At 36.8% G+C, this 14077-nt stretch carries 11 protein-coding genes; 6 read left to right on the forward strand and 5 right to left on the reverse strand.

All coding sequences use genetic code 11. The features are described 5' to 3' along the window. Nucleotides 1-53 precede the first annotated feature (53 nt). The 3 genes from ACFIJQ_RS03215 to ACFIJQ_RS03225 all read left to right on the forward strand — a co-directional run bounded on the left by ACFIJQ_RS03215 (nt 54) and on the right by ACFIJQ_RS03225 (nt 1578). Nucleotides 54-614, forward strand: coding sequence for an invasion associated locus B family protein (locus tag ACFIJQ_RS03215; RefSeq protein ID WP_012754582.1), 561 nt, complete (start codon nt 54-56; stop codon nt 612-614). 333 nt (nt 615-947) lie between these two features. Next, the gene (locus ACFIJQ_RS03220) at nt 948-1241 is read left to right on the forward strand and encodes a YggT family protein (RefSeq protein ID WP_273787762.1); all 294 of its coding nucleotides are present in this window, start codon (nt 948-950) and stop codon (nt 1239-1241) included. A gap of 22 nt (nt 1242-1263) precedes the next feature. Continuing rightward, a complete protein-coding gene (locus ACFIJQ_RS03225; RefSeq protein ID WP_012754584.1) occupies nt 1264-1578 on the forward strand; it encodes a DUF167 domain-containing protein in 315 nt (104 codons plus the stop codon). A 53-nt stretch (nt 1579-1631) separates the two neighbouring features. Here the strand turns inward: ACFIJQ_RS03225 and ppa are convergent, their stop codons facing one another. From ppa to mgtE, 3 genes are all read right to left on the reverse strand, one after another. Beyond that, on the reverse strand, nt 1632-2162 hold the full coding sequence (ppa, locus tag ACFIJQ_RS03230; RefSeq protein ID WP_273787763.1) for an inorganic diphosphatase: 531 nt from the start codon (nt 2160-2162) through the stop codon (nt 1632-1634). A gap of 79 nt (nt 2163-2241) precedes the next feature. Then, the gene (gene typA, locus ACFIJQ_RS03235) at nt 2242-4068 is read right to left on the reverse strand and encodes a translational GTPase TypA (protein ID WP_208439458.1); all 1827 of its coding nucleotides are present in this window, start codon (nt 4066-4068) and stop codon (nt 2242-2244) included. A 1265-nt stretch (nt 4069-5333) separates the two neighbouring features. Continuing rightward, complete coding sequence (gene mgtE, locus ACFIJQ_RS03240) at nt 5334-6710, reverse strand: magnesium transporter (RefSeq protein ID WP_012754587.1); 1377 nt, start codon at nt 6708-6710, stop codon at nt 5334-5336. A 543-nt stretch (nt 6711-7253) separates the two neighbouring features. On the opposite strand from mgtE, the gene ACFIJQ_RS03245 reads away from it, so the two are divergent. Beyond that, nucleotides 7254-9278 carry a M3 family metallopeptidase gene (locus tag ACFIJQ_RS03245; protein ID WP_273787764.1) on the forward strand — a complete coding sequence of 675 codons (2025 nt, stop codon included), beginning with the start codon at nt 7254-7256 and terminating at the stop codon, nt 9276-9278. A 162-nt stretch (nt 9279-9440) separates the two neighbouring features. Here the strand turns inward: ACFIJQ_RS03245 and ACFIJQ_RS03250 are convergent, their stop codons facing one another. Next, nucleotides 9441-10517, reverse strand: coding sequence for an SGNH family hydrolase (locus tag ACFIJQ_RS03250; protein ID WP_375628514.1), 1077 nt, complete (start codon nt 10515-10517; stop codon nt 9441-9443). A gap of 14 nt (nt 10518-10531) precedes the next feature. After that, on the reverse strand, nt 10532-11788 hold the full coding sequence (locus ACFIJQ_RS03255; RefSeq protein WP_375628516.1) for a lytic murein transglycosylase: 1257 nt from the start codon (nt 11786-11788) through the stop codon (nt 10532-10534). Nucleotides 11789-12053: 265 nt separating this feature from the next. On the opposite strand from ACFIJQ_RS03255, the gene ACFIJQ_RS03260 reads away from it, so the two are divergent. Together ACFIJQ_RS03260 and ACFIJQ_RS03265 are read left to right on the forward strand one after the other, a co-directional pair. Beyond that, nucleotides 12054-12944, forward strand: a complete 891-nt coding sequence (locus tag ACFIJQ_RS03260; protein ID WP_273787767.1) for a UTP--glucose-1-phosphate uridylyltransferase — start codon at nt 12054-12056, stop codon at nt 12942-12944. 39 nt (nt 12945-12983) lie between these two features. Next, nucleotides 12984-13976, forward strand: a complete 993-nt coding sequence (locus ACFIJQ_RS03265; RefSeq protein ID WP_012754592.1) for an SIS domain-containing protein — start codon at nt 12984-12986, stop codon at nt 13974-13976. Nucleotides 13977-14077: the final 101 nt, after the last annotated feature.

Genomic DNA, 14077 nt, shown 5'->3' on the forward strand with positions numbered 1-14077 from the left:
CATTTATAAATAATAAACATGTTTCTCTTTTATGTAAAGAACAGGAATATAAAATGAAAAAATTATTTAATTTACTTATAGTTTTTACTCTCTTGAGTATTTCATCTGTTGCATTTGCGACAAATTCAAAAACTCCTGCATCAAAAGATGCGGCAGCGACATTGCCAAATGGAGCTTCTTCTTTGACTGAAACCTACGGTTTGTGGACTATTAATTGTGGTATACAAGAAGGGAAAAGAATTTGTTTTATGCACCGTCAAGAAGTAAATGAGCAGGGGCGTGTTGTTGTGGCTATGAGCCTTATTCTCAATGCTGAGGGTGTTGTATCTGGTAATTTAACAGTTCCTTTTGGTATTTTGGTTTCTAAGCCTGTTCGTTTACAAGTTGATGAGGGAAAAGCTGTTATCGAAACTGGTATTCGGACTTGTGTACCAGCAGGTTGCATGGTTCCTGTCGTTTTTGACAAAAATCACGTAGCAGCTTTACGTTCTGGAAAACAGTTAAAGTTGGCAATGACAATTGCTGCTGCAGGTGAACCAGCTTTGAATGATTTATTTGTTCAGCTCAATGGTTTTAGCAGTGCTCTTAACCGTTTGACTGCTTTGCAGAAATAATTTTAAAAATAAAATAAAAGCGGCCTTTAAAAGGCCGTTTTTAGTTAGTTTGTCTTTTATATATTAATAATTAAAACGATGAGGTTTAAGATTAATCCTATAAGGGATATTCAGATTTTTTGCTGTTTCTTCTATTTTCATGTGCTATTTTTAATTTTGATATTTGGTTTCTAGCTGCATCGTCATTAAATAGAGAGATGAAGAATTTAGATGTCTGGTTTTTATTCAAGAAAAAAGAGTATTGAAGTATAAAACCATTTTTTGATACACAAACCTGCTTTAATGAAGGTTTTCTATACGCTCTTCTGTTTCCTTGATTGAAAGGGATGACGCATGATTTATGCATTGCTTCGAACGATTGATTTGATTTTTGATATTTATATTGATATTTTAATCGCTAGTGTCATTTTTTCTTGGCTTTATGTCTTTAATATCATAAATTCGCGCAATCGCTTTGTTATTTTGATAGGAAGCTTTCTATATCGTCTTACAAATCCTGTTCTAAGCCGTGTACGGCAAATTTTACCAAATTTTGGAACAATTGATATTTCACCTATTGTAGTGTTCATTATTATTTATTTTATTCGTACTTTCATGTGGCGCGTTTACGCAAACATGTATTTATAGAAATATTACTTGAGGCGAATACATGTTTTATCAAGTTGATAAAAATAACTTGATTTTGTTTGTATATCTCATTCCCAAATCATCCGTTGACAAAATAATAGGGGTTGAATGTAGGGACGGTGAAAAACAATATCTGGTTATACGCCTTCGTGCTGTTCCTGAAGATGGAAAAGCGAATAAAGCTCTCATTAAATTTCTTGCGAAGCAGTGGAAAATACCATCTTCTTCGATTTCTCTGAAAAACGGTGCAATATCTCGCTACAAACAACTTTACTTTTCAACACATTTAGAAGAGCTAAAGCAGATATGGCAATCCTTTAGAGATTGCATCTCGTAGAAAAAATAAATAATAAAGCCTATTAAAAAACAGGCTTTATTTTATTAAAATCGTTATATTTTTTTATTGCGCTCAACAGCTTGTTTAATTAATTCATGAGCAAAGTTTTTATCACGCCATCCTTCAATTTTAGCCCATTTTCCAGGTTCCAAATCTTTGTAATGCTCAAAGAAATGTTCAATTTGTTTGAGTGTAATTTCGGGAAGATCTGTATAGTTATGAATATTGATATAGCGTTTTGTTAATTTTGGAGTGGGAATGGCAATAATTTTTTCATCTTTACCACCATCATCTTCCATCATCAGAGCTCCGATGGGGCAAACATTGATAACACAACCAGGCATAAGTGGACGGGTATTACAGATAAGGACATCAATAGGATCACCATCATCTGAAAGTGTATGGGGGACAAAACCGTAATTTCCAGGATAAACCATTGATGTATGAAGAAAACGGTCAACAAATAATGCGCCCGACTTTTTATCCATCTCATATTTTATTGGTTGACCACCAAGGGAGACTTCCACAATAACGTTAATATCTTCTGGTGGATTTTTGCCTACGGGTATTTCCTTAATATTCATAGAGACATCCTTTCTGGGATATAGTGAGGCTCAATACAATTAAATATTTTATAAATATTTTACCAAAGAGATTATGAAATTAGCTTAAAATTGATGCACGTGTTTTTTCAAAACGTTTACGTTCATTAGGATCAAGATAGAGTTTGCGGAGACGAATATTTTTAGGGGTTACCTCTACAAGTTCATCATCTTGTATCCACGATAAGGCACGTTCTAATGTCATTTTAATAGGGGGCGTTAGCTTTACGGCTTCATCTTTTCCGGAAGCGCGCATGTTGGTGAGTTTTTTTCCTTTTAACACATTAACTTCTAAGTCATTATCTCGTGAGTGGATGCCAATAATCATACCTTGATAGACTTTCACACCCGCATCGATGATCATAGGTCCACGATCTTCAAGATTAAAAAGAGCATAAGCGACAGATTCACCATTGTCATTTGAAATCATAACACCATTAACACGACCAGCAATGTCTCCTTTATAAGGTTCATAAGCATGGAAAAGGCGATTCATAATTGCTGTACCACGTGTGTCCGTTAAAAGTTCAGATTGATAACCAATGAGTCCTCTGGTTGGCGCATAAAAAACGAGTCGGACACGATTACCCCCAGAAGGGCGTAATTCCACCATTTCGCCCTTACGTTCAGACATTTTTTGTACAACAGTACCGGAATATTCTTCATCAACATCGATAACAACTTCTTCGATTGGTTCAAGAGTTATTCCATTTTCATCTTTTTGCATAACAACACGTGGGCGTGAAACACTAAGCTCAAATCCTTCACGGCGCATATTTTCAATGAGAACTGCAAGTTGTAATTCTCCTCGTCCTGAAACGTAGAAAGAATCTTTATCGGCTGATTCTTCAATTTTAAGAGCGACGTTGCCTTCTGCTTCTTTTAACAATCGGTCACGAATGACCCGACTTGTTACTTTATCGCCTTCAGTTCCAGCAAGGGGACTATCGTTGACGAGAAAACTCATAGTAACAGTAGGAGGATCAATTGGTTGGGCAGTAAGTGGTTCATTAACAGTAGGGTCACAGAAAGTATCAGCAACGGTACCTTTTTGTAGACCTGCAATCGCAACAATATCACCAGCACTTCCTTCTTCAATAGGTTGCCGTTCTAAGCCACGAAATGCCAAAATCTTTGAAATACGCCCAGTTTCTAAAAGTTTTCCATCTTGTCCAAGAACCTTGACATTTTGGTTGGGTTTTAGAGAGCCAGAATGAATCCGTCCTGTAATAATTCGTCCCAAAAACGGATCCGCTTCAAGAATAGTTCCAATCATGCGAAACGGTCCTTCTGCTACACTAGGAGAAGGGACATGCTGCGTCACAAGATCAAATAAAGGACCTAATCCCTGATCTTTTGGTCCCTCGGGGGCTTCAGCCATCCATCCATCGCGTCCAGATCCATAAAGAATAGGAAAATCAAGCTGTTCGTCGGTTGCATCAAGAGCAGCGAAAAGGTCAAAAACCTCATTAATGACTTCATCAACGCGTGCATCAGGTCGGTCAATTTTATTAATAGCAACAATAGGGCGCAACCCCACTTTCAATGCTTTGCCAACAACAAATTTTGTTTGTGGCATTGGTCCTTCAGCAGCATCAACAAGTACAATGGCTCCATCAACCATATTTAGAATGCGTTCAACTTCTCCACCAAAGTCGGCGTGTCCTGGTGTATCAACAATATTAATTCGAGTATCTTTCCAAACAACAGATGTTACTTTCGCTAGGATTGTAATTCCACGTTCTTTTTCAATATCGTTTGAATCCATCATACGTTCGCTTGTACGCTGATTATCACGGAAGTTTCCTGATTGCTTGAGTAGTCCGTCTACAAGCGTTGTTTTCCCATGGTCAACGTGGGCAATGATGGCAATGTTACGCAATTGCATAAATTTTCTTCTTTTCGTTTAATGAAATTTCATTTGAGGCAGAGTCTTTACATTCTTTGCCTGATTATTACAAAACCTTTTACATGTTTTTTTATAATTTTGGAAGATGGAGGTAATATTTTTATGGTAAAACTACTCATCCAAGTCTTTAAGGCTCTATTAAGCTTCAATTGCTGGAGCTTCGTAAAAAGTTTTTTATAGTACGGATGTTCTATTCTCGAGCTAAGAATTGTCCATAAAAATCACTGTCAATTTTATTTTTATCAATATGATGTAAGAAATTTATATGAACGCTTGTAAGAATAAGTAAGTATAAAGCTAGCTGTATTATTGTTGTCGTTTTGCAAAGAGATTGATAAAAATCCGGAAGATCTCTCAATCCATAGCTAATTTATTGACGACTGTACGACATTTTTATTCTAACAAAGCTTTTTCTTATTCTATAACTTGTCAATCAAAATCCAGATCTAATGCAACCGTGTATTTGAGATAAATATTGAGACGATTAAGCATTTTATAAGAAGTTCTAGCTTTTGTATGCCAGATTAGGGCAAGAGTTATATCTGTTTTATTTATTTATGAAACCGGAATACAGTCTTATTTAGAAAGAATATGAAGGCATCAAAAGAAAATTCTTATCTTTGCCGTTAAGCCAAATTTATGATTTCAAAAGCATCTAAGCAATATCTTTAAATCATAGGGATAGTGCATTGCCTCACACTTTTGTTAATCGCATTCTCTAATAGGAGTATGCTTTTCATGCCAAACAGAACGCTTTAAACAGACTAGACTTGTTGTTGCATATTCATGTACTTAAGAGAGATTTTTGAACGTACACTACATCAATTTCATGATAGGGCTCATAAATGATATAATATACGCGAATAGTATACTATCAACACCGTTGTGAAGAAATATAAAGCCTATTGAGCATATCATTATTATTCTTTCTCAGCTGTCAATATTGCAACAGTTTTTGATGCGAGAGAGAGGATATAAGAAGTATTTAATTTTTTCCTTGAATAGTTTTTAGCTATACACCAATCCCGTTTGTGACAGGCAAGAAGATAACTTTGATTCATTTAATATGAGAAGCTTTATGATGAGGCAAATTTACGATATTCAGAGCTGTTATTCAATAAAATAATAAATTGTCTATGGAGCGGTGCACTAGAAAATAAATTAATAGAGCTTATTCTCTTCTGGAAAGATCTTAGGTTACATGACAAAGTCTTTCCAGAAGAAAGAGTTTTTACTTTACATGTTTAAAGAAGAGTTCCTGACAAAATGATGGAAGCTACAGAAAAATAGATTATAATGCCCATGACATCTACTAAAGTTGCCACAAAAGGCGCAGAAGCACTTGCTGGATCAAATTTTAAACCTTTAAGAATAAAAGGCAGCATAGATCCAGAAAGAGAACCAAAGGTAACGATTCCGACTAAAGCTGTACCTACTGTTGTCGAAACAGCAATCCAATGTTGCCCATAGTCGTAGATACCGAATTGTTGCCAAAGAGCAATGCGCGTAATGCCAATAATTCCGAGTAAGAGACCAAGAGATAGTCCTGTTGGAATTTCACGAATGAACACTTTCCACCAGTCTTTCAACGTGAGTTCACGTAAAGCCAATGCACGGATAATAAGGGATGTAGCCTGTGAGCCGGAATTTCCTCCTGAGCTCATAATGAGAGGTATGAACAGTGTAAGAATAATCGCTTTTTCGAGTTCTGTTTCGAAATGTTGCATAGCACTTGCTGTCAGCATTTCACCGACAAAGAGTAAAGCGAGCCATCCGCCGCGTTTTTTCATCATTTCAGGAAACTTAATTTGCATATAGGGCTTATTAAGCGCTTCCATACCCCCAAATTTATAGGCATCTTCATTCATCTCATCAACCATAGTATCAAGCACGTCATCGACGGTTACAATGCCAATGACATGGTTACTTTCATCAACTACAGGCACAGAGAGAAGATCATGGCGCTGGAAAAGGCGTGCGATGTCTTCATGATGTGTGAAGGGCGATATTGTAATGGGCGAGTCATGAGTAGGGACATTAAGAATTTGTTCATCAGGTGAGGCAAGAATAAGGTTACGCAGTGAAACAGCTTTGAGAAGAATACCTGTTTTAGGGTCAATTACATAGCTGGTATAAACGGTTTCACGTGTTCGCTCGACCTCACGAATGTGATCCAAAGTTTTTTGTATAGTCCAGTTTGAAGGAACGGCTATAAATTCTGTTGTCATCAGTGCCCCTGCTGTATGATCAGGATAACTGGTAAGTTTTTTAAGTTCAGCGCGCGTTAAGGGTTTAAGCAAGGCATAAAGTCGTGTGCGGGTTTCTTTATCCATTTCTTGAAAGACGTCTGCAGCAGCATCGGCAGACATGCCATCAAGAATTTCAACAGCACGATTTATAGGGAGAAGTTCTAGGATAGAAGCAGGTTGCTCAAGCTCTGGTTTATCAAAAAGTTCGATAACATAATCAAGAGGCAGAAGACTAAGAATGGTTACACGTTCCATGATATCGAGGTCATTGATGATATCAATAGAGTCTGCAAAATGCTGATTTTTTAACTTTTCAGCGAGAGCTTCAGGAGAAAAATTTTTGAAGTCGAAGGTCGTTTTAATTTCAGTCATGATAAAGTACCTCCTGAAGAGTTGGAGAGTTGTAAATCTAGATAATAGATGAGATAAAAATAAAAGTTTATGGAAGATTTAAAAAAAACTCCCCAGCTATATTCCCAATTGTTAATATTTTAAGTAAAGTCAAGGGTGAATTATAAGTTATAAACAAGTTTCTGAATCACTAAAACGAGAATACAGCTTAATTTGAGGATAATATAATATAAAAATCAGTTCTGATTTTTAGCATCATTTCTTTAATGTAGTTTTGTGATTTTCAAAAGAATCTACAGCAATATTTTGTAAAGAGTGGAGATTATGCCTTTCTTCAAGTGTTTTTATTAATATGCAATTCTATTGTGGTGTGCGAGCGAATAATCTTTATTTCTCCAATATAATATGTTTTGAAATGAAAGAATTTTACGATTTCTAGGTTTTTTATTCAATAGCGTTTGGAAAGGCCGTTTTGAAACTCACGAAATAGTTTTAGTATATTATCAATTTGTGTCGTAAAGATAATCATTACAGCTTAAATTTATAATGGAGACATAAAGTATTATGACAAAAGCAGCAGTGCTGGACTGGAAGGGATTTTCAGGTCTTCCTGATTTTTCTTCTATCAGTGATGAAGATTTTAAACCCGCTTTTGAACAGGCACTTCAAGAAGCCGAAGAAGAACTAGAGGCGATTGCGATGGTGCAAGAACCACCAACGCTTGAGAATTTTTTGCAGCCTTTTGAGCTTTGTGGCAAAGCGCTTGATCGTGTCTGTTCAATATTTTTCTTGCGCACCAGTGCTCATACGAATGTATTAATTCAACAGCTAGAGCAAGAGTTCGTTGTAAAACTTTCTCGTTATTCTTCAAAAATGATGATGGATGCACGGATATTTGCGAAAATAGATGCGCTTTATAAACAGTCGCAGCTGGGCATATTTGAGAGTGAAACAACACGTGTTCTTGAATTATGGTGGAAAAAGTTTGTTTGTCATGGGGCAAAACTCGATGAAAAAGCTAAGAAACGGCTTTTGGAAATTAATGAAAGACTTGCTTTTTTAAATGCTACTTTTGGACAAAATGTCTTAAATGATGAAGCTGAATGGATTCTGTTTTTAAAACAGACCGACTTATCTGGTTTACCGCAAGATCTCATTGATTCAATGAAGGAAATTGCGTGTGAAAGAGGTAATGAAGAAGCGTATGCATTAACACTAGCACGTTCGATTGTTGAACCTTTTTTAAAATTCTCTGATCGTCGTGATTTGCGTGAGGTTGCATTCCAAGCTTGGGCTAAACGTGGTGAAAATAATAACAAGAATGATAATAAAACAATTATTGTAGAGATTGTTGCGCTTCGAGATGAGCAGGCTAAATTATTAGGATATAAATCTTTCGCAGATTTGAAACTCGATAATACCATGGCTAAAAGTGTTGATTCCGTTATGGATTTGCTTATGCCTGTATGGGAGCGCGCAAGAGCGAAGGCTTCTACTGAGCAAATTGAATTACAAAATTTTGCCAACAATCAGGGCAGCAATGAATCTTTAGCTGCTTGGGATTGGCGGTATTATGCTGAAAAACTTCGCACTGAACAACTTTCTTTCGATAGCGCTGAGATTAAATATTATTTTCAGCTTGATCGTATGATTAAAGCGGCTTTTGGGGTAGCAGAAAAACTCTTTGGCATTACATTTGAAGAAAAAAACGCTGTTGCACTTTGGCATCCTGATGCACGTTTGTGGGAAGTAAAAAAGTCTGATGGAAGTCTACTTGGGCATTTCATTGGTGATTATTTTGCACGTTCTTCAAAACGGTCCGGTGCGTGGATGAGTAGTTTGCAATCACAATATAAATTGGATGGCGGACAAAAGCCTATTATCTACAATGTTTGTAATTTTGCTAAACCTTCTAAAGGGGAGGTTGCTCTTTTATCACTCGATGATGCGCGTACGCTTTTCCACGAATTTGGGCATGCATTGCATGGTTTGCTTTCTGATGTCACATGGCCATCTGTATCGGGAACATCGGTTTCGCGTGATTTTGTTGAGCTGCCTTCTCAACTTTATGAACATTGGTTAACTGTACCAGAGATTTTACAAACTTATGCTACGCATGCAAAAACAGGACATCCTATGCCGCAAGTATTAATGGATAAGGTTTTGTCAGCACAGACATTTAATGCTGGCTTTGCAGCAGTTGAATTTACTTCATCAGCTCTTGTAGATATGGCTTTTCATAAAGGACAAACGGTAACTGATCCAACAGTGTTTGAACGCCAAGAATTAGAAAAGCTGCAAATGCCTGATACAATTATTATGCGCCATCGTCCTCCACATTTTACGCATATATTTTCAGGTGATGGTTACGCCGCTGGTTACTATTCTTATATGTGGTCGGAAGTTCTTGATGCTGATGCTTTTCAGGCTTTTGAAGAAACGGGAGATGTTTTTAATTCAGAGCTTGCTGATAAGTTGAAACGTTTTATTTACTCTGCTGGGGGAAGTCGTGATCCAGAGGAGCTTTATAAAGCTTTTCGGGGACGGATGCCTTTACCAGAGGCAATGATTAACAAACGTGGACTATAAGATATAACGGTATGGTTAATACCATGCCGTTTTCATATTATTCGAAAAATGCAGTTGTGATTTATGCAAAAATTCTCTTCATTATAGCTCTGTAAACAGTGTTTTTTACCTTATTCGCTTTTTGTTTATGGAGGAAATTAGAATTTGTCTTTTAAAGAGACATTATGGGAAAGAAAAATTATCAGCTCGATCTTTTTGATGCCCATTTGGTGGAAACCATGATTTTTTTATAAAACTTGACTTTCGTTTGCCTAAAAGCTGAGTGTTTTGTTGTGCCATATCATCGAGGCTCATTGGAGGCTGACGCATAATATTACTCTGCTCTTTATTCTCTGATTCGTGTATAAGCTTTTGAATAGCTTGATCGGTTGAGTAAGGATTTTCATGAGAAAAGGCGTAAAAATTTAAAATATTTTTCAATGGTTTTTCTAAATAAGAGGCAAGTTTTTTCTTTCCTTCAGAGGTGAAATGCATGCCATTATTGGTGCGTAATTTGGTTATTTTTCCATTAATATCATAGCCTGAAAAAGAAAAATTTCCTTCTTCATCACTAAAGCCGCTCCAGATATCGAGGAAATATCCTTCTGCTGTTTCTGTTTCTTGTTTATAGAGCGCATTAAAAATTTTCATTTTTTGTGTCAAAAGGTCATTTCTAAAGGCAGGTTGACTTATCCATATCCATGATTTTCTAGAGGCACGAAGACTTTCAGCAATTTCGATAACTCTTTGTTTGTAGATGTGCATCCATTCTGATTGATCTGTGTTAATTGTGCTATAAGAGTCTGTGATTGGTTGATTATCATTTGCACCGATCATCATGATAATAACATCGGGGTTATTTTGATCAATGAGTTTAGAAATATTGCTTTGCCAAGAATAATAATCCGTTCGAACTAAGCCGGAAGCTGGCATTGTGTTGTTCATGATAACGATATCGCTATTATTTATAAAAAACTTCTTAAGTGCATCGGCAACAGCAGAAGCTGTAAAATCCCCTATGACAAGAATGCGCTTTGCATTCTCATTTTTTAGCTTTTGTATATTTTTTTGTGTTACGATCTTTTTTTGCGGCTTGTCTATTTTTTGTTCTATAATTTGCGGTGGTTGTTGCGTCTGTTTGTTATGTTGTGATAACCATTTGAAGAAGTTCGTTGCTTTACTTGGGGATGGCTGTATGATCCCCACAATAGAAAGTAAAACTAGCAATAATGTCAAGTATATCAGGCGAACAGAAGACAAAACCTTAGTCTCCATTATTGTTTGCGAAGGAGAAAAAGCACTTGAGATGACGGATATCCATTTGCTTTTAGACCGTGACGTAGTTGAAAGGCTTTAATTGCTTCGCGAGAAGCTGTTCCGATTTTTCCATCAACATTCCCTTTATAATAGCCCAGTGCACTTAAGCGAGATTGCAGTTCTTTGCATTCTTGGAAAGTAAGAGGTTGAAAAGGTCTTTGCCAATCATGCACCAATCTAGGATGTCCAGCGATGCGATCAGCTAGAAGAGCAACAGCAAACGCATAACGATCTGCATTATTATAATGTTTCAGAACAAAGAAATTTTTTGTGACTAAAAATATAGGTCCTTTTGCTCCATCTGGATATTTTAATATTGCTTGTTCAGCTAATGTAGGAAGAGGACGCCCATTTGCGTGTTTTACACCTAATTTTTTCCATTGTTCAAAGGAATACCACCCTTCAGGAAGGTTTTTCCCCTGCGGCACTTTTACCTCTACTCCCCAAATAAGATTAGGTTGCCAGCCATTTTTGTGGAGAAGGTTAGCAGCAGTAGCCAGAGCATCTGGAACAGAGTTCCAGATATCACGCCGTCCATCTTGGTCCATATCAACTGCATAGGCGAGATAACTGCTTGGAATAAATTGTGTATGCCCCAATGCACCGGCCCAAGATCCAGTGAGTTGAGAGCGTTTAATTTCGCCACTTTGTAGAATTTTCATAGCAGCAATCAGCTGTGTATATGCATATTTTGCACGTTTTTTATCAGCATAGGCTAGAGTTGCAAGAGAGCGAATGGTATCACGCATTACACTTTTATTGGCTAAAACTTTCCCATAGTTGCTTTCCATTGACCAAATAGCAAGCAGAATATTGCGGTCAACACCAAAACGTTTTTCAATTTGAAGAAGCCATTTGTTCCATTTTTGAGTTTGGCGCCGTCCTTCTACAATTGCAATATCATGGACGCGATTATCGAAATAGTTCCATGAAGGAGCAACAAATTCTGGTTGGTATGCGGCGCTTTTTAGAACTTCTGGATCAATGGCATTAACACCTTTAAATGCCATATGAAACGTAGAAGGGGTAATATTGTGAGCAATAGCTATTTTTTTAAATTCTTTAATCCAGTGTTTAAATCCGCTATCAGCATATGAAAGGGATACAAAAAACATTAAAAAAGCAGAAAAAATAACGGCAGAGCCAGTGAGAAGAGTTCTCCAAGTTTTTGACTTCTCTAAAAAAGAGAAAGTCTTCAATTCTGTTTTTTGCATTTTGAAATCCCCATTAATATTCAATTTATTAGGTGTGCAATAACTTTATTTTGTATTTAGTTTAATCGATAAGATGATCAAGAAGAGGAGAAAATTGAAATAAATAATTCGTTTTAATCCTTGCAATAAATTTTCATATTCTCTTTTACATTTTTGATTGTCCATTATAATGATAATCAAAACAATAAGATATCTTTTTTACCATTTCGTAAAAACATATGTTAAATAAAACAAAAAATATATGAATTCATTGAGGAGGGTGAGTGTGCGTAAAATCCGGAAAGCTGTATTTCCAGTAGCAGGTCTTGGTACGCGTTTTCTTCCTGCGACAAAAACAATTCCTAAAGAAATGCTAACAGTTGTTGATAAACCTGTCATTCAATATGTTGTGGATGAGGCGAGGGAGGCTGGTATTGAGCATTTTATTTTTGTGACTGGACGTAACAAAGCAGTCATTGAGGATTATTTTGATGCGCAAGTTGAGTTATACACGACACTAGCTGAATGTGGAAAGAAAGAAGATCTTGCACATTTATACCGTTTACAGCCATTACCAGGGTCAACTTCTTTCACTCGGCAACAGCAACCTTTGGGATTAGGGCATGCTCTTTGGTGCGCGCGTGAATTAGTTGCAGGGGAACCTTTTGCTTTGTTATTACCCGATATGCTGATTCAAGCCAAAAAGGGATGTCTTTCTGAGATGATTAGTCTTTATGAAAAGGTGGGTGGGGGAAATATTATTGCCGTTCAGGAATGCGATCTTGAAGAAGCACATAAATACGGTATAGTTGGCAAAGGTAAACAGATTGCAAATGGTTTTAAAATCACAAAAATGGTAGAGAAACCAGTGTTAGGAACGGCACCATCAAATTTGTACATCAATGGACGTTATATTTTGCAGCCAGAAATTTTTAATATTCTTTCCACTCAAGAACGAGGAACAGGAAATGAAATTCAATTAACAGATGCTATGATACGGCTTTCAAATGAGCAAGATTTTTGGGGTTTGCAAATAGAAGGGCGCACTTTTGATTGCGGTTCTAAAGCTGGTTTCATTGAAGCCAACGTTGCATTTTCTTTGGCACGTGCTGATATGCATAGCCATGTTTCTGCCTCATTGAAAAATTTACTGGAAACCATTAATGTTGAAAAATGATATAGATCTCTCATTTAATTTTATTGATCGAATTTTATTATGATAACACCCTCTACTCATATGGCTTTGCAAGGTGCAGTTGCATCAGCGCTTAAAACACTTGCCAGTGAAAAGCAGGGGCTTGAAGCCCTTGAAAAATCTCTTCTGGGAACTCTTTCTTCTTCTGTTGAAGCGGCCGTTCAAACTATTAGAAATGCTCGTGGACATGTGGTCATTACTGGTCTTGGGAAAAGTGGTCATATAGGGACAAAAATTGCAGCAACCCTAGCCTCAACTGGAACGCCTGCCTTTTTTGTTCACGCTGCAGAAGCCAATCATGGTGATCTTGGTATGATTGGATCTGATAATGTTATTCTTGCTTTATCATGGTCTGGTGAAACTCAAGAGTTAAGTGGTATCATGAGTTATGCGGCGCGTTTTCGCATCCCCCTTATTGCGATGACATCAAGTGAGTACTCTGTATTAGGACGACAAGCTGATATTGTTTTATTATTACCAAAGATAGAAGAGGCTTGCCCTCATGGTTTAGCTCCTACCACTTCAACAATTATGCAATTGGCAATGGGAGATGCATTAGCGGTTTCTCTTTTAGAAATGCGTGGTTTTACCGCAACGGATTTCAAAATATATCATCCTGGTGGTTCTCTTGGTGCAAGCCTTAAATACGTGTGTGATATTATGCATGAGGGTGATAATATTCCTTTGGTTATGCAGGGAACATCTATGACTGAAGCGATGAATGTTTTGGTGGAAAAGCATTTTGGTTGTGTTGGTGTTGTGAATCAAGAAGGCGAACTAATCGGAATTGTAACCGATGGCGATCTTGCACGTAACATGCATTTTAATTTATCAAAATTTAATGTTGACGAGGTGATGACCAAGGCTCCTAAAGTTGTAAAACCAAATACACTTGTTGGTGCAGCAACAGCTTTTATTAATGATCATCATATTGGTGCATTTTTCGTAGTTGAAGATAAAAAACCGATAGGAATTGTTCATTTTCATGATCTTTTGCGCATTGGCGCCGCTTAGATTAAAGTTCTCTATCAAATAAAATGTTATTTTAGGTTAAAATAGATTGAATGGTACAAAGTAACAATTTTATTGTAAGGTGGCTTTACGGATATTTTGTG

It is taken from the genome of Bartonella sp. TT67HLJMS, assembly GCF_042193375.1.
GTDB lineage: Bacteria > Pseudomonadota > Alphaproteobacteria > Rhizobiales > Rhizobiaceae > Bartonella > Bartonella grahamii.

Coding starts and splice junctions, on each gene's coding strand:
- ACFIJQ_RS03225 (WP_012754584.1), top strand. CDS start 1,264: ATGTTTTATCAAGTTGATAAAAATAACTTGATTTTGTTTGTATATCTC.
- ppa (WP_273787763.1), bottom strand. CDS start 2,162: ATGAATATTAAGGAAATACCCGTAGGCAAAAATCCACCAGAAGATATT.
- ACFIJQ_RS03265 (WP_012754592.1), top strand. CDS start 12,984: ATGATAACACCCTCTACTCATATGGCTTTGCAAGGTGCAGTTGCATCA.
- ACFIJQ_RS03255 (WP_375628516.1), bottom strand. CDS start 11,788: ATGCAAAAAACAGAATTGAAGACTTTCTCTTTTTTAGAGAAGTCAAAA.
- ACFIJQ_RS03245 (WP_273787764.1), top strand. CDS start 7,254: ATGACAAAAGCAGCAGTGCTGGACTGGAAGGGATTTTCAGGTCTTCCT.
- ACFIJQ_RS03220 (WP_273787762.1), top strand. CDS start 948: ATGATTTATGCATTGCTTCGAACGATTGATTTGATTTTTGATATTTAT.
- ACFIJQ_RS03215 (WP_012754582.1), top strand. CDS start 54: ATGAAAAAATTATTTAATTTACTTATAGTTTTTACTCTCTTGAGTATT.
- typA (WP_208439458.1), bottom strand. CDS start 4,068: ATGCAATTGCGTAACATTGCCATCATTGCCCACGTTGACCATGGGAAA.
- mgtE (WP_012754587.1), bottom strand. CDS start 6,710: ATGACTGAAATTAAAACGACCTTCGACTTCAAAAATTTTTCTCCTGAA.